13 protein-coding genes and 2 pseudogenes are annotated in these 15,686 nt (G+C 44.4%); 8 read left to right on the top strand and 7 right to left on the bottom strand.

Annotated elements, in window-relative coordinates; translation table 11 throughout:
• The first annotated feature begins 37 nt into the window (after positions 1-37).
• Positions 38-724 carry a TrkA family potassium uptake protein gene (locus DW182_RS19730; RefSeq protein WP_118296565.1) on the top strand — a complete coding sequence of 229 codons (687 nt, stop codon included), beginning with the start codon at positions 38-40 and terminating at the stop codon, positions 722-724.
• Positions 725-812: 88 nt separating this feature from the next.
• On the opposite strand, the gene DW182_RS19735 is transcribed toward DW182_RS19730, so the two are convergent.
• A complete protein-coding gene (locus tag DW182_RS19735) occupies positions 813-3,308 on the bottom strand; it encodes a glycoside hydrolase N-terminal domain-containing protein (RefSeq protein WP_118296566.1) in 2,496 nt (831 codons plus the stop codon).
• 45 nt (positions 3,309-3,353) lie between these two features.
• Positions 3,354-5,169 (bottom strand): annotated as a pseudogene (locus DW182_RS19740) (right-handed parallel beta-helix repeat-containing protein).
• Positions 5,170-5,440: 271 nt separating this feature from the next.
• Here DW182_RS19740 and DW182_RS22820 point away from each other — a divergent pair.
• The gene (locus DW182_RS22820) at positions 5,441-5,524 is read left to right on the top strand and encodes a hypothetical protein (protein WP_370449836.1); all 84 of its coding nucleotides are present in this window, start codon (positions 5,441-5,443) and stop codon (positions 5,522-5,524) included.
• A 389-nt stretch (positions 5,525-5,913) separates the two neighbouring features.
• Here DW182_RS22820 and DW182_RS19745 read toward each other — a convergent pair whose 3' ends face one another.
• The 3 genes from DW182_RS19745 to DW182_RS19755 form a co-directional block, all read right to left on the bottom strand.
• Positions 5,914-6,282: a helix-turn-helix domain-containing protein gene (locus tag DW182_RS19745; RefSeq protein WP_118296567.1), complete on the bottom strand. Its 369-nt coding sequence runs from the start codon at positions 6,280-6,282 to the stop codon at positions 5,914-5,916.
• 73 nt (positions 6,283-6,355) lie between these two features.
• Positions 6,356-7,198 carry an aldo/keto reductase gene (locus tag DW182_RS19750; RefSeq protein WP_118296568.1) on the bottom strand — a complete coding sequence of 281 codons (843 nt, stop codon included), beginning with the start codon at positions 7,196-7,198 and terminating at the stop codon, positions 6,356-6,358.
• A gap of 67 nt (positions 7,199-7,265) precedes the next feature.
• Positions 7,266-7,829, bottom strand: a complete 564-nt coding sequence (locus tag DW182_RS19755) for a flavodoxin (protein ID WP_118296569.1) — start codon at positions 7,827-7,829, stop codon at positions 7,266-7,268.
• A 278-nt stretch (positions 7,830-8,107) separates the two neighbouring features.
• On the opposite strand from DW182_RS19755, the gene DW182_RS19765 reads away from it, so the two are divergent.
• Positions 8,108-8,998, top strand: a complete 891-nt coding sequence (locus DW182_RS19765) for an AraC family transcriptional regulator (protein ID WP_025831973.1) — start codon at positions 8,108-8,110, stop codon at positions 8,996-8,998.
• Between the two features lie 4 nt (positions 8,999-9,002).
• Here DW182_RS19765 and DW182_RS19770 read toward each other — a convergent pair whose 3' ends face one another.
• Positions 9,003-9,836, bottom strand: coding sequence for an MATE family efflux transporter (locus DW182_RS19770; protein WP_118296586.1), 834 nt, complete (start codon positions 9,834-9,836; stop codon positions 9,003-9,005).
• A gap of 549 nt (positions 9,837-10,385) precedes the next feature.
• Here DW182_RS19770 and DW182_RS19775 point away from each other — a divergent pair.
• Positions 10,386-10,742 (top strand): type II toxin-antitoxin system RelE/ParE family toxin, encoded by a 357-nt coding sequence (locus DW182_RS19775; protein WP_118296570.1) that lies wholly within the window; start codon positions 10,386-10,388, stop codon positions 10,740-10,742.
• Positions 10,739-11,056, top strand: a complete 318-nt coding sequence (locus DW182_RS19780) for a helix-turn-helix domain-containing protein (RefSeq protein ID WP_118296571.1) — start codon at positions 10,739-10,741, stop codon at positions 11,054-11,056. The genes DW182_RS19775 and DW182_RS19780 overlap by 4 nt, the downstream gene beginning before the upstream one ends.
• 9 nt (positions 11,057-11,065) lie before the next feature.
• Here the strand turns inward: DW182_RS19780 and DW182_RS19785 are convergent.
• Positions 11,066-11,434 (bottom strand): annotated as a pseudogene (locus DW182_RS19785) (response regulator); the annotation flags it as partial.
• A gap of 393 nt (positions 11,435-11,827) precedes the next feature.
• On the opposite strand from DW182_RS19785, the gene DW182_RS19790 reads away from it, so the two are divergent.
• The 3 genes from DW182_RS19790 to DW182_RS19800 all read left to right on the top strand — a co-directional run bounded on the left by DW182_RS19790 (position 11,828) and on the right by DW182_RS19800 (position 15,672).
• Positions 11,828-12,844 carry a sensor histidine kinase gene (locus DW182_RS19790; RefSeq protein ID WP_118296573.1) on the top strand — a complete coding sequence of 339 codons (1,017 nt, stop codon included), beginning with the start codon at positions 11,828-11,830 and terminating at the stop codon, positions 12,842-12,844.
• Between the two features lie 35 nt (positions 12,845-12,879).
• Positions 12,880-13,638 (top strand): LytTR family DNA-binding domain-containing protein, encoded by a 759-nt coding sequence (locus tag DW182_RS19795; protein WP_118296574.1) that lies wholly within the window; start codon positions 12,880-12,882, stop codon positions 13,636-13,638.
• A 123-nt stretch (positions 13,639-13,761) separates the two neighbouring features.
• A complete protein-coding gene (locus tag DW182_RS19800; protein ID WP_118296575.1) occupies positions 13,762-15,672 on the top strand; it encodes a TonB-dependent siderophore receptor in 1,911 nt (636 codons plus the stop codon).
• The last annotated feature ends 14 nt before the right edge of the window (positions 15,673-15,686 follow it).

Genomic DNA, 15,686 nt, shown 5'->3' on the forward strand with positions numbered 1-15,686 from the left:
GATATTCTGTATTTTAATTTTCAATTATTTATTTAAAATGAAATATATTATTATTGGTTTAGGAAATTACGGGCATATGCTTGCCGAAGAACTATCTACATTGGGGCACGAGGTGATTGGTGCAGATGTAAGTGCAGGTCGTGTGGACAGCATAAAAGAGAAAATAGCTACGGCTTTTGTGCTGGATGCAACAGACGAACAGGCACTTTCCGTTCTTCCTCTGAATGGGGTGGATGTGGTGATAGTGGCTATCGGTGAGAATTTCGGCGCCTCCATCCGTGTGGTGGCTTTGCTGAAACAGCAGAAGGTGAAGCATATCTATGCAAGGGCTATTGATAATGTCCATCGCTCCGTGCTCGAAGCCTTTGAACTGGAACGCATACTGACTCCGGAAGAGGATGCTGCCCGTGGGCTGGTGCATCTCTTGGAATTCGGTTCCAACATGGAGACGTTCCGGGTGGATGCGGATTATTATGTGGTGAAGTTCACGGTGCCGGAAAAGATGGTGGGATATTATGCCAACGAACTGAACCTGGACAAGGAATTCGGTTTGAAACTGTTGGCGCTGAAGCGTGCCAAGACGCTGAAAAACTGCTTGGGTATCTCCTTTACAGAGCATGATGTGATGAACGAATTGCCTGAAAATGACCAGGTGCAGGCGGATGACGAACTGGTTTGTTACGGGCGGTATAAGGACTTTCAGAAGTTCTGGAAAGCGATGTAAAAGTATCTTGTAAGGATGAATACTTCTATGTCCGGAATGTGCCAAGTGGCTTTTGTCATCTTGCCATTCCGGACATAGAATCAATTTATTATTTTTCAACTAACTGTAAGCTTTCGCCCGCAAGTACTACCTCATACTGTCTGCCTTTCTTGGTATTGAAAGACAATACACTATCATTATACCTTATCACACAAGGTTCACCGGCATTGGAAAGAACGGAAGCTCCGGATAATTTCCCGCCTTTCCAATATATACTGACTTCGAAGTTGCCTTTTGCACAGAGACCGCTGATTGAACCCTCCTTCCATTGGTCCGGCAAAGCCGGTAGCAGGTGAATGAACCCCATGTGGCTTTGCAGCAACATTTCGGTTACTCCGGCAGTTCCCCCGAAGTTGCCATCTATCTGGAAAGGTGAGTGTGTATCCCACAAATTATCCAACGTACCGTTTTTCAATAAATTGCCGAATAGCTTATAAGCATGATTGCCATCGTGTAACCGTGCCCACTGGTTCAGCTTCCATCCCATACTCCAGCCGGTAGCCCCATCACCGCGGTGCACCAATACTACTTTGGCGGCGTCAGTCAATTCGGAAGTAATAATAGGAGAGAGTGTCCGTCCGGGATGCAGACCGAACAAATGATTCACATGCCGGTGTGTATCCTTAGGATCATCCATGTCTTTAGACCATTCCATCAGTTGTCCGTAGCGTCCTATCTTATAAGGAGCCAACTGTTGCAGTATTTTTTCCCACTGTTTACGTTCTCCCTTATCTACGCCCAGCACTTTGCTGGCATCAATGGCATCTTGTATGATTTCGCGTATAACTGCATGCACAAAAGTAGCTCCCTCATCTACCGGACCATGTTCCGGTGAAGTGGAAGGAGCGGCTGTATACGTTCCGTCCGGTTTGTGCCACAGGAAGTCGGCTGCAAATTGTGCACTGCTCTTGATGATGTCATATCCGGTTTCTTTCAGGAACTTTCTGTCGCGCGTATAGTCGTAATAATCCCAGATGTGGGTAGCCAGCCACGGACCTGCCATCGGGTTAAAGTTCCAGGACATGTTCTCGCTGGACAAGGGCGTAGTGAAACCGAATATATTTGCGGAGATGGAGGCTGTCCATCCACGGGTTCCGAAATAAGATTTCGCGGTTTTTTCACCCGGCTTTATCAACGTACGGATAAAGTCGATCAGTGGGAGCATACATTCCGTCAGGTTAGTGGAACAGGCAGGCCAATAATTCATTTGTATATTGATGTTATTATGGTAATCCACTCTCCACGGGCCATCTACATTATTGTGCCAGATGCCTTGCAGATTGGCAGGCATATTTCCGGGACGCGAACTGGAAATAAGCAGATAGCGTCCAAACTGATAATAAAGTTCTTCCAGATAGGAGTCCGGCTGTCCCTTGCGATAATTCTGTAATCGTTGCGGGGTAGGAAGATTGTTGCTTTTCATGTCCGGATTCAATTCCAGCTTCACCCGGTTGAACAAAGCGGCATAATCTTTATAATGTTCTTTATACAAAGCATCATATCCCTTTTCTATCGCTTTTTGCATCCATTCATTGGTCGTTTCCGCCGGATTTACCCCTACATAAGTCCGTGGATCTGTGAAATCCGGATTGAAGTTAATTTTATAATCCGTATCGGCTGTTACGAAAAATACTACTTCATCCGCATTGTTCACACTTAACTTCCCGTTTGCGTTCGATAAAGTTCCTCCCTTGTTTTCGGCATGAATCCGTACTACGTACTGCATGCTGTTATTGTCCAGATGAGCGGTGTAAGTCAATCCGTTAGTTCCGTCGGAAGCGATTTCTCCGGTGGAAACCGGATTGGGGGAGTAACTGAAAACCAGGTTCTGCTTGCCCGGTTGGTTTGCTTTAAACCGGATAGCCATTACATTGGCGGGATATGAAATAAAATAACTGCGCTCATAAGCTACTCCGCCTTTATTGAATTGCACGACAGCTAAGGCTGAGTCTACCGACAAGATGCGTTTGTAATTGTCCATATCAATCACACTGAGTCCTGTTTCTATATAGAATTCGCCCATTGTGGTGAAGTTTCCGAAGCGGAACGGTTTTTCCTCATTAGATTCATAAGCCACTTCACTATTGAAATTCTTGCAGGTCAGGAGCTCTGCTTTTTCCTGATTGCCCTCGACAAACGCCTGTCTGATTTCGTCCAATACATGTGCGGATTGCTTGTTCACATTCCAGTAATAATCCGCTCCCTTGGCTGTATTGGGACCACCGCGCCAGAGCGTCTTTTCATTAAAGGTGATGCGTTCGGCTTCCACCGATCCTAAAATATTGGCACCGATGCTCCCGTTTCCGATAGGCAACGATTGTGATTCCCAATCGGCATCCGGATTGCGTGCTGTATTTCCGGCACTTTCCGGTTTGTTTTCGCCTTTCCACATATCCGGTCTTCCGCCATACCAGATGGCTTTTCCTTGCAGAGTATTAGGAGTGTCGAACCAGATAGAAAATCCTTTAGTGTAGTCTATACTCTGTGCATGTCCTGCGACAATAGTAAATAAGGCGAAAATAAAAAGCAAATGTTTTTTTCTCATTATCGTGGTATTTTTATTGTTTTTGATATAAGGTATATAGTCTATTTATAAGTCGGTCTTGATAAATCCCTTTTTCATATTTCTGAAAACGATATTCTCCCGGAAGGTTCCCTTCAGGATATTGTCCTTGATTGTCACATTCTTAGAACCATTCAGTATAAATACCGGTTTTTGGAGTGCACCGCCAGGCAACGGAGTGGATGTAACTTTATTATCTTTGAAGACCAATCCTTCTGTACTTTTGGCATATAAAACCGGGTTGCCGAATGTTTGGAAAGTATTGCCTATGATGCGTACATTTCTATGTACCGGATGCGCTGCATCAATAATGGTATTGGAAGGGTTCAATGCTATTACCGCATATTCAGGACCACCATTATAGGCACAGTCGATAAAAATGTTATTTTGAATCAACACATCTTTTACAGGTCCCGATTCATACCAGCCCTCGGCATCTCCTTCGATAAGAATAGCGCTCATGCCTGTTTTATAGTAGGTGTTATTCGCAATGATTACTTTTCGGGGAGTAGTCATCAAGGTTCCCCGCGTACTGGTTCTTGTAAAATAACAATTGCGAATCTCTACCTCGGGCGTACAACTGATGTTCTCCACACAATCATGGTTTAATTCCAGTTCTTTGGGAATATCACGGTCGAAAGCAACTTCTACAGTGCGGTCTGTCAGCCGCTTTACAGAAACAACACAGGCAGAGGCAAACCTTTCCATAGTAGACGCTCTTACAAAAGCTACGGTGTCACCCTCAAAATAGGCATTATATCCGTAGCTCTGTCCATGCATGAAACGTAGCTTCACGGTATGTTCGTCGAGCTTCTCCACAACGCGGAGGTTAGTGCCATGAACATTTATAGGATCGTCCTGCGCCCCGGCAAAATAGCAACTGTCTATTCTTAATTTTTCCGCTGCATCCCGAATAATGCATCATGTCAGCAGAAGCGGCCAGCAATCTGTCACTTCCTTCACGAGGCATGCATTTCACTCTATCCATCGTTATGTTGCGCGTGTATTGGCTCACTATGCCTAACCCGTGCATATAATGTATCTGAATCTGACTGAGGGTAATGTCGCTACTTTCAAAAATAAACCATCCCACCTGGTCACGGATAATATCACGAATGGTCAGTGTGTTGCCCACTTTGGGGGAATATTCTTTCTGAACGTTGAAATGTATTACGTTCGGCGCTATTTCTTTCGCTTTGGATGCAGACAGTACATTCCAACCCTGACTGTAGCGGAATGTTTCGTCCGCAGGATCATATTCTATGCAATGGTTCCGGTTAGACCTCCAGCCTTCACCGTAAAGGTTCATCCGGTCGTTTACTATTTCATAACGGGTATCACGATGCACCTTCACCTCCACTTCATTTCCATTTACCTGCGTAAACGTTATTTCTGATCCCGCAGGGCGTTCAAAGTCGACCTGTAAATTCTGAAAGGTCAAGTTCTTGCAATGTTCCAGGGCGATAGTTGTCATTTTGCCATGAAACATAAGAGTCGCTCCTTTGCCTTCGATTATCAGGTCTTTCATATCTTCAAATAGCAAGCCGATTGTTTTTACTTTGGAAGGGCACTCTTGCTCGGTCGAAGTATTCGTGATGAAATATTCTTTGCGTATCGCTCCTTCAGGCCAGATGTCATAACGGCCTTTTTCAAAAGAAAGCACATGAGCGCCTGTTCGTTTACATTCATTAATCGCAGCCTGTATGTTGGTAACACTGTTTGTGTAAGAATAAACATGCGCCCCGAAGTTAGAGACGAAAACCGTGTCTTGTTGTTGTGCAGCAACCGTATTGCAGTTGATTGATACAATGAGTGTCAAAGTGAATAAAAGTGTGTGTTTCATTAATTCTGGTATTAAGATTTATGATTTGTTGGGGGTAATACTCAAATATGCTGGCAAAAATAGACAAAAAGCCGCTATCAAAATTAATAATAGCGGCTTTTCTTCCACAAATTTATAAATTACCTGTTATTAGAATATTTGTCCTTAAAAAAACTTACCTTTTCACTGAATAAAACATTCTTAAAACAATTGATATGAAACCGAATCTTACTTACGACTAGATACCTTTCAACTTTGTATATTGCCTTCATAGTTAGTTGAACAAGAATCTATTCGCCGGATTTTCCTCAGCCGTGGAATTACAGGGCAACCTGTGTTTGATGAATATATAGATCAATACGACTGGGATGCCTGACGGAGGACAGAGAGGGTATTTTATGATAACTTTCTCGTTGCGGTGAGAATTTATTCTCGTTATGATGAGAATTTATTCTCACTCTTATGAGAATCTTTTCTCATCATAGTGAGAATAGGCATGGATAGAAGAGTTGCTGAAGCTTATCTTCTGTCTGCAATTTCAAAGGGAGCACGAACCGAAACTCCTCTCTTCATCAGGTTATTCAGATTGGGATAAAGCCGTTGCTTGAACGATTCCAGATAAGCATACATTTTGGGCAGACAGGCTGCCGACTGCCAAAAGCAGTAAAAAACAAATGTGGATTTTCATAGTGCATATATATAATGTGTAGTTCGGCGTGAACATTCGTCGGCTTGGGAAGAAACGTGTTTTTTTTTGAGGCAACGTTATTTCCCCCTTCGCCTTTTCCTGTCATTGATAATGTCGTTCATATTCTCTTGTGCCCATGAAATCAGGGAGTTGATATGTGGTAACAGAGACATGGCCCTGTCCGTCAGCGAATATTCCACTTTAGGCGGCACTTGAGCGTAAATCTGTCTTCTCACAAGTCCATCTTCTTCTAATGTGCGGAGTGTAACGGTCAGCATCTTTTGTGAAATGTCCGGTATTGTCTTCTGTAGCTCATTAAACCGCATTACGGGGGCCTGTGTCAAGGTGAAAAGTGTCAGTATAGACCATTTATCACTGATGCGGGCCAGTATCATCCGGATAGGGCAATCAGCATAAGAGCCATTTTGTATATCTGTTCTATTCATATTGCTTTGATTTATAAAACACTCTACAAAAGTAACTAATATGCCGATTGGATGCAAATGTTCTTTAGATTTCTTAGTGCAGCCCACCCAACCATTCCACCATCTTCGGATCACGGTGGGAGAAGAAACAACTTGTCTTAGTGTCCAATGCAGCTATTTTCTCCATATCTTCTTTAGCCAGTTCAAAATCGAATACATTGAAATTCTCAATGATGCGTTCTTTGCGGATGGACTTTGGGATAACCACTACATTTCTCTGTATCAGCCAGCGCAACACCACTTGGGCGATAGATTTGTGATACTTGTCCGCAATTGCCGCCAGCGTTTCATTCCGGAATAAATCGTTCTTTCCTTCGGCAAACGGCGCCCACGATTCAATCTGAACTCCTTTCTCTTTCATGAATACTTCAGCTTCAATCTGCTGATTGAAAGGATTGGTTTCCACTTGATTGACAGCAGGAACGATTTCGTTGAACTGAATCAAGTCAGCCAAACGGTCCGGCATAAAGTTGCTGACGCCGATGGCACGGATGCGGCCTTCTTTATATAATTCCTCCATTGCACGCCATGAACCGTAATAGTCATTGAACGGCTGATGGATGAGGTATAAATCCAGATAATCGAGTTGCAGGCGCTTCATGGATGCCTCAAAGGCTTTCTTTGCCTTATCATAACCGGCATCCGAAATCCACAGTTTGGTAGTGATGAACAAATCTTCACGGGGAACTCCGCTACGTTTGATTGCTTTTCCCACAGCCTCTTCATTATAATAAGCGGCGGCTGTATCTATGGAGCGGTAACCGGCTTCGATGGCATCATACACACATTGTTCGCAGAGGGCTTGGTCTTCAATCTGATAGACGCCAAAACCCAGAATAGGCATTTCTATGCCATTATTTAATTTTACAGTTTGCATACTATATCTTTTTATTGGTTTGTTATAAAAACAATTGATAGGGCTGTTAATCCTCGGACATTGCAGATTATTGTATTAATTTAAGTCCTTTCAACCAGCTTTCCACTTGCGGACGGGCGGATGAGGCTTGTCCGCCACCGATAAGGAAACCTTGCTTGCTGTCTGCCTTGCCGATGTGCTTCACGAAATCCTTGAAACAGTTTTGTTCGCCACCTCCGCCATGTGTGCAAAAGGGGATTACTACTTTGCCGTTGAAGTCATAGCTTTCCAGGAAGGTCAGGATGGGCATCGGCATCGTTCCCCACCAGTTGGGGTAACCGATGAAGATGACGTCATAGGATGCCATGTTCTCAACCTTGGTTTTGAGGGTTGGTCTTGCATTGTCCTCTTTTTCTTTCTTGGCTACTTCCGTGCAGGCATGGTATTCCTCCGGATACGGTTTGGCTACCTGAATTTCGAACATATCTCCTCCAGTGAGGCTTTTGATGTGGTCGGCTACTGCGCGTGTGTTTCCCGAGCGGGAGAAATAGGCTACCAATACTTTTTTGTCCGTAGAGGAGTCCTGTGCTTGTACATTCATACTTAATGTTGTCATTGCAATTACGATTAGTGAAATAATTCTTGTTCTCATACTATGCTAATTTTAAAGTTTGATTCTATCAAGAGATAGAGGATTATTCTTTATGTTTTTGATGTTGCAAAGGTAAGCTGTGAGATAGCGTTTGTAAATAGACAGATTACTGCTTTGCAAACCATAATTACGGTTTCAGAATCTTTCTTGAATGCTTGAAAATGAGGCGTATATACAGATTACAGTTTCTCATACCAATATTACAGATTTAATGATACGGATGTTTGAAAGCTAAGAGAAAACCTCTATTTTTGTCATCGGATAAAATAAAGAAGAATATGGGAGCAATCGTAAAGTTGAATACAATTCATGAGTATAATATGGCGGTAGGAGTGGAGACATTGCATCCGCTCGTTAGTGTGGTCGACTTTTCAACACTGAAGTCATTAAAGCACGGGCGCAAGAATTTCGGCTTTTATTGTATCTTCCTGAAACAGCTTAAATGTGGGGAGTTGTCTTATGGGCGTAGCACCTACGATTATCAGGAAGGTACGCTGGTTTTTGTCGCTCCGGGACAGGTGGCAGGTGTGGATGATGACAAAGAAACATTGAATCCTCAAGGGTGGGCGTTACTATTCCATCCTGATTTATTGCGGGGCACATCATTGGGACGCAAGATGAAAGACTACAGTTTTTTCTCTTATGAAGCGAATGAAGCTTTGCACATGTCCGAGCGTGAGCGTCAGATTATCCTTAACTGTTATCTGGAGATACAGGAGGAACTGGAACGAGCCATAGATAAGCATAGTAAAAGTATTATCGCTTCTACCATTGAACTTTTGTTGAACCATTGCCAGCGTTTCTATGACCGCCAATTCATTACCCGTGAAAGTCTGAATAAAGATATCCTGGTTCGTTTTGAGAATCTGCTCAGTGACTACTTTGAATCAGACCAGCCGCAAACAGTCGGTTTGCCGTCTGTGCAATATGCCGCGGACAAACTGCATCTTTCTGCCAATTACTTTGGTGATTTGATTAAGAAAGAAACCGGAAAGTCTGCTCAGGAGTCCATTCAACTCTTTGTGATAGAAAAAGCAAAGGAACGGCTCTATGATGAGAATAAAACCGTCAGCGAAGTTGCCTATGAACTGGGCTTCAAGTATCCGCATCATTTAAGCCGTTTGTTTAAGAAGGTGGTAGGGGTAAGCCCGAATGAGTATCGGGCATAACTCCTCATTTGATTTTCTGACTATATCTCAGATACCAGATACATATCAGCAGCGAAACCACTGTCGAGATGGGTGGAGTAAAGCCCATGATGAACAGTGATGAACTGTCTATCTGGCTGAGCCAGTATGACAATGGAATGCGGAACAAGAAAGTCGCTATCAGACTGTGAATCATCGGGAACAGTAAATTTCCCTGTCCGCTGAAGTAGGAATTTATACAGAACACAAAACTGACAATGACGCAGTCGATGCTGTATCCCCGCAGATATTCCGCCGCCATAGCCACCACAGCCGGGTCTTTGGTGAAAAAAGCCGTAAGCGTTTCGGGCAGGAATTGCGAATAGAGGCAAGCCGACAATCCGAAAACGAGGGCAAATCCTATTCCGGAAAGGAAGCACTTGTTCATTCGCTGTATCAATTCTGCACCATAATTCTGTGCTGTCATGGTTGCCACGGCCGATGATATGGTTATCGGAGGCAACATGGCGAATACGATGATTATTAGAAACGAGACATTAATCAATGCATCCTGCAAGGCTATGGGAGCACCCAGTGTCAGCACTCTTTTGGACAGAACTCGGTTCAGCCGGATGTCCCGCTTTGTGAACTCAAAGTGGAATCCGCGCCGGTGCAGAAACCCAAGTGCTGTTGCAAAACTGATACCTTGCGCCGTAACAGTGGCAATGGCTGCTACGCTTGCAGAATCATCATATTGTCCCACAACAAAGAGGTCGGCACCCCCGTAGAGTGCCTGAAGTGCATTCGCTATCAGGAAGGGTACTGCAAACTGTAACAGTACTTTCGGAACGCTGCCTTGTGTCAGATTTAACTCTTTCATCAAACTTATTCTTTCATCAATCAGGCCAAAGCTGCAATTCTGGTATAAAAAAGGTGCCGGACAGGGTGAATGATTTGCACCATTCATCTTATCCGGCATCCTAATTATTGATTATCATGTCCTCCGATGAGGATTTTAAATTCCTGTCTTCGTTTTCGGGTGCAAATGTGGGCAATGTTTTTATAACCACCAAATTATATCTGGAATTTATTTTCTTGTTTGGTCTGCTCTTCCTATCTCCCCGTACCCGATCCATATCAAGTCCGTACCAAGTCCGTAGCAAATTCGGTTGTATAGATACGGAGCAGATACGGACTTGATATGGATCTGGTACGGGGAGGGCATGAAATTGGTCTAAAAGTCGTGAAACGAGAACACTGATTCATTCGACAAGAGTAAAATATCTCATTTATCAATAAAAACAGTTTAGACAGAGAAATGCATTCTCCGAAATATTGAGAAAATAGAAGAATAAGATAATGTTAAATATACAGGAATAGATTGCGGAAGTTAATCATATAGTTAACTTTGTGATAAAATAAAACGGCAATGGAATATAAAAGAGAAATAATCGTGCATGGGGATTATTTTGCAGAATTTTATGATAAACAAGTATCTTCTGTGAGACAAAAAATAAATTATGTACTCAATCTCCTGCGCATAGAAGAACATATTCCTTCCAGATTCTTTCGAAATATAGAGAATGTTAGAGGATTATTTGAAATAAGAATAGAAATGGAAAGCAATATTTTTCGGATATTCTGTTGCTTTGATGAAGGAAAACTGGTTATTCTTTTTAATGGTTTTCAAAAGAAAACACAAAAGACACCTCTCAGAGAAATAGAAAAAGCAACCTCAATTATGAAAGAATATTTTGAATTAAAGAAGAAAGGAGATAGACTATGAGTGAAACAAATGCTAAAGCAAAATCAATCAAAGGGTGCCATACCTTTGATGAAATATTGGATGTGGAATACGGGCAGAAAGGCACACCGAAACGCAATGATTTTGAACGGGGTGCAGAGGTCTTTATTCTTGCAGAACGTCTGAAAGAAGAACGTCTGAAAGCCGGTCTTACCCAGGAACAACTTGCAGCGAAAATAGGTACAAAGAAAACCTATATCTCACGCATTGAGAATGGAAAAGCAGATGTACAACTCTCCACTCTCTTCCGGATTTTCGAAGGGCTGGGGAAAAGGGTCAGTCTGACTATTCTCTAAATAGGTTTATCAGACTGCCTTCTGCTTGTCGCAATACTTTTTTACTACTTCCATCAGTCTTGCTTTATTGAAGGGTTTTACGAGGTATTCATTACATCCGGCCTCAAGTGCAGCTTGCTGGTCGGTATCGAAAGCATGCGCGGTGAGGGCGATGATGGGTACTTCGGTATCGAACTTACGTATTTCGGCCGTTGCCGCCAGACCATCCATCATCGGCATCTTCATATCCATCAGTACCAAGTCGAAATGCTTGTTTTTGACGGCCTCTACAGCTTCCTGTCCGTTTTTCGCGTTTACGAGGTGGAAGTGCTTTTTCAGCAATGCCGAGACAAGCAGGAAGTTGCTTTGAATATCCTCTGCCACCAGAATCGTTTGCTTGGCGGGAGAGGATAGGACTTCGTCCTGTTCGGCAACCTTCGCTTCGGTCTTGGTCTTTTGTGAAGCATCGCTTTCGGACTTCCTTTTATTGCTGTGTGTCCGGAGTTAAACTTCCTGCCCTTCCCCTCCGTTTTTCCTGTGTCTCTGACGAGGCTTCCCCAAGTCAGCGACAAGAGAAAGCCTCGTCAGAGACACAGGAAAAACGGGGGAAAAGGAGGAGTTAAGGGAACTGTAAGGAGTTATCGTTTCGCTTAGAGTTAATGGAGTAAGCTCCTTTATCCCCCCCCCTAACGCCTGATTTCGCTTTTACACCCTGTTTTTTCGTTTTGCTTCTTTTGTCGTTGCCGCGTCTCGATAATTTTGTTTTTCTTTGCAGAAAAGAAGAAAAAATATATGTCCTCATTTGATACCTACATAAGCCGTAAATTGCCGCTGGTCAGCCTGATTAGTGCAGTTTTCATCATATATCCCAATATAGCCTGCCTCCCTTGGGATATAAAATTTTGGGGAGTTTGTGCGGGCTTTTATTGGTATTTTGCCTACCGTTTCTTTTTTTTCTGGGGACTGATTAGTTTGTTGATACGCTATAATCTGCGTCGACTACCGGATGCACAGTTTAAGGAACGCTTTGCCCGCAACTTCGGCTATTCGTTGCTTGCCTACGCGGGGTTTGCATCCGTTTCCTACTGGATTGCTTCGTATGGTATCCGCACCGACTTTCTGGGTAGCACCCTGCTTTCCCAATTCTTCATCCTGTGTTCCCTCTGCACGCTTATCGGCCACATCTCCATGCTCTACTCCAAACAACGGGAGAAGGAACATGAGATTGAGCGCCTGCGCATAGAGAACCTGCAAAGCCGTTGCGATGCATTGGCCAACCAGATAAACCCGCATTTCTTTTTTAACTCACTGAACGGAGTGCAATCGCTCATCCGCAAGAAGGATGACGAGAAAACACTGATGTACGTGCATAAGCTGTCCGACATCTTCCGCTACATTCTTCAGAGTGACAAGAAGGGGCTCGTCACGCTGAGGGAGGAACTGGAATTCATCCAGTCTTTCCGCTACGTGATGGAGGTGCGCTTTGCCAATAAGCTGATGTTTTCCATCCGGGTGGACGAGGCTGTGCAGGATGAGCTGACATTGCCGGTGCTTTCATTGCTCCCGCTGGTGGAGAACGTGACCGTTCATAATATGATAGACAGTGAGCATAAGATGGAAATATCCATCAGTCTGAACGAACAGAATGAGTTGGTGGTGTCCAATCCTATGTATCCCAAACTGTCTCCGCCCGATACCAACGGAACCGGATTGAAGAATCTGGAAAGCCGTTTCGCTTTGCTGATGAACAAGCAAATCCGGGTGGAGTGCGATGAAGAAACATTCCGGGTTTATCTCCCTTTAAAATAAAAATAGAATCAATATCAAAACAAAAGAGTAGCGATATGAGAGTGCTTATTGTAGAAGACGAGACTGCCGCTTATGAGAATCTGGTAGATATTCTCAAGGAAGTCTCCTATGATATTCAGATTTCCGGTAATACGGAAAGTGTGACCCAGACTATCCATTGGTTGCAATCCAATCCGACTCCGGATTTGATATTCATGGATATACATTTGTCGGACGGCTCGGCATTTACTATCTTCGATAAAATGGAACTGGAAACCCCCATTGTTTTTACGACGGCATACGACCGTTATGCGATAGAAGCCTTTAAGGTGAATAGCGTGGACTACCTGCTGAAACCGGTGAAGGTGGAGGATGTGAAGCATGCACTGGATAAGTATAGCAAGCTGACCCGTCAGGATATTCTGCAATACTTGTCTCAGTTGAACCTGTTGGCACCGGTGCCCAGATATAAAGATAAGCTATTGATTCCACGAAAAGATAAATTGCTGCCTGTCAGTCTAAGGGATGTTTCGTGTTTTTATACGGTGGATAAGAATACGTGTGTGTATCTGAAAGACGGGACTCTGTATCCGTATTCCAAGACGTTGGAACAGATAATGTCCTCTCTGAATCCCGCTGACTTTATCCGGGCGAATAAGCAATTCATCATAGCCAGAAACAGCGTGACGGATATAACCATCTGGTTCGATAGCCGCTTGCTGGTGACGCTCGATGTGGAGGTTCCCGAGCGTGTCTATATCAGCAAGAACAAAGCATCTGAGTTCAAGTCGTGGCTGGTGAGTAATAACGGTTAGGTTACAGGACGTTAATCAGTAATTTAGGTATGTACTACTGTAATTTGTCTACAGGTTCTGTAGGCGACAGTCCCTATATTTGCAACCGAAAACTATTATAGAATAAAAAGAGTGTTTTTAAAGATGAAAAAAGAGAGAACGATACTTGCATTATGTACTGGCTGCCTGATAAGTGCGGCAAGCCTGCAAGCACAAACCGGTAAGGACAGCACACAGGTGGCGAGAAGCTACGCTATCAATGAAGTGGTGGTGACGGGCACACGCAGCGAAACGGATGTACGCCATCTGCCCATGACCGTATCAGTGGTGGGACGTCCGCAACTCGAAGCGAGCCAACAGGCTTCCGTGCTTCCGGTGCTGAACTCCCAGGTGCCCGGTTTCTTCTCTACTTCACGCGGTGTGATGGGGTATGGTGTAGCTACAGGTGCATCAGGACAGATGTCGCTGCGTGGAATCGGAGGTCCGGCACAGGCGGGGTTACCCACTACCGGACTGTTGGTTTTGATTGACGGACATCCTCAATATATGGGTTTGATGGGACATCCCATCGTCGATGCTTACCAAACGATGATGGCGGAGCGAGTAGAAGTGCTTCGTGGCCCGGCATCAGTGCTTTACGGTTCCAATGCTATGGGTGGCGTCATCAACATCGTCACCCGCAAGATGCAGGAAGACGGTGTGAATACAAGCATCAACATCGGTGCCGGCTCCTATGGAACCTTGCAGACCGAAGCAACCAACCGCATCCGGAAAGGACGTTTCAGCAGTACGGTGACAGCTTCTTATAATCGCACGGACGGGCATCGGGCCGATATGGGCTTTGAACAATACGGCGGTTATGCCAAGTTGGGTTATGACTTCACGGACAACTGGAAGCTGTGGGGAGATGTGAATATCACTCATTTCAATGCTACCAATCCGGGGGCAGTTACTCGCCCTTATATCGACAACGACCAGCGCATCACTCGCGGTATGACCTCTTTTGCTCTGGAGAATCATTACGAAAAGACCTCGGGAGCATTGAGTTTTTTCTATAATTGGGGCGACCACTGGATAAACGACGGCTACCAGCCCGGCGGAGAACCGCTTGACTACCGCTTCAACTCCAACGACCAGATGCTCGGTGTATCATGGTATCAGAGCCTGCAACTTTTCAAAGGGAACCGGGTGACTGTAGGAGCCGATTATTTTCATTTCGGCGGTGAAGCATGGAATAAATTCTCTGACGGACATCGTGAAACCTCAGCGGATAAATCCCTGAATGAAGTAGCCGGATATGTAGACTTCCGGCAGGACATCGTCACCTGGCTCACGCTGAATGCCGGTGCACGTGTAGACCATCATTCGCAGACAGGGATGGAGTTTATTCCACAAGTCGGTCTGGCCTTCCACCTCCCGAAAGATGCGGAAATCAAGGCAATGGCAAGTAAGGGATTTCGCAATCCCACCATTCGCGAAATGTATATGTTCCCTCCGCAAAATCCGGATTTGAAGCCCGAGAAACTGTGGAATTATGAACTTTCCTTCTCGCAGCGCCTTATGGAAAACCGTTTGTCATACGGCGTAAATGTGTTCTATATCAATGGTGAAAACCTGATTCTGCGTCTTCCCAATCCGGCCGGAAGCGGTATGCTGAACCAGAACTCCGGTGAGATTGAGAACTGGGGAGCGGAAGCGAATATAGGATACCGGTTCAATTCAACATGGGGTGTCACGGCAAATTATAGCTGGCTTCACATGGAGAATCCTGTACTGGCATCTCCCGAACATAAACTTTACGGAGGCGTGAACTTCAGGAAAGGACGTTGGAGTGCATCTACGGGCATCCAATATGTGAAAGGACTTTATACCGACCTGGATGCGGAAACCAAGGAGAACTTTGTGCTGTGGGATATGCAGGGGAGCTTCAAAGCGACCCATTACCTGTCGTTCTATGTGCGTGGCGAGAACCTGCTGGCACAACGTTACGAAATAATAGCCGGCTATCCGATGCCGAAAGCTACTTTTATGGGTGGAGTAAACATTAACTTTTAATAAACATATAAATT

The organism is Bacteroides sp. AM16-24, assembly GCF_003471885.1.
In the GTDB taxonomy this organism is placed as follows: domain Bacteria; phylum Bacteroidota; class Bacteroidia; order Bacteroidales; family Bacteroidaceae; genus Bacteroides.

Excerpts from the sequence above, each read along its gene's own strand:
- DW182_RS19730 (WP_118296565.1), top strand. The coding sequence starts at position 38 with ATGAAATATATTATTATTGGTTTAGGAAATTACGGGCATATGCTTGCC.
- DW182_RS19735 (WP_118296566.1), bottom strand. The coding sequence starts at position 3,308 with ATGAGAAAAAAACATTTGCTTTTTATTTTCGCCTTATTTACTATTGTC.
- DW182_RS19745 (WP_118296567.1), bottom strand. The coding sequence starts at position 6,282 with ATGAATAGAACAGATATACAAAATGGCTCTTATGCTGATTGCCCTATC.
- DW182_RS19750 (WP_118296568.1), bottom strand. The coding sequence starts at position 7,198 with ATGCAAACTGTAAAATTAAATAATGGCATAGAAATGCCTATTCTGGGT.
- DW182_RS19755 (WP_118296569.1), bottom strand. The coding sequence starts at position 7,829 with ATGAGAACAAGAATTATTTCACTAATCGTAATTGCAATGACAACATTA.
- DW182_RS19765 (WP_025831973.1), top strand. The coding sequence starts at position 8,108 with ATGGGAGCAATCGTAAAGTTGAATACAATTCATGAGTATAATATGGCG.
- DW182_RS19770 (WP_118296586.1), bottom strand. The coding sequence starts at position 9,836 with ATGAAAGAGTTAAATCTGACACAAGGCAGCGTTCCGAAAGTACTGTTA.
- DW182_RS19775 (WP_118296570.1), top strand. The coding sequence starts at position 10,386 with ATGGAATATAAAAGAGAAATAATCGTGCATGGGGATTATTTTGCAGAA.
- DW182_RS19780 (WP_118296571.1), top strand. The coding sequence starts at position 10,739 with ATGAGTGAAACAAATGCTAAAGCAAAATCAATCAAAGGGTGCCATACC.
- DW182_RS19790 (WP_118296573.1), top strand. The coding sequence starts at position 11,828 with ATGTCCTCATTTGATACCTACATAAGCCGTAAATTGCCGCTGGTCAGC.
- DW182_RS19795 (WP_118296574.1), top strand. The coding sequence starts at position 12,880 with ATGAGAGTGCTTATTGTAGAAGACGAGACTGCCGCTTATGAGAATCTG.
- DW182_RS19800 (WP_118296575.1), top strand. The coding sequence starts at position 13,762 with ATGAAAAAAGAGAGAACGATACTTGCATTATGTACTGGCTGCCTGATA.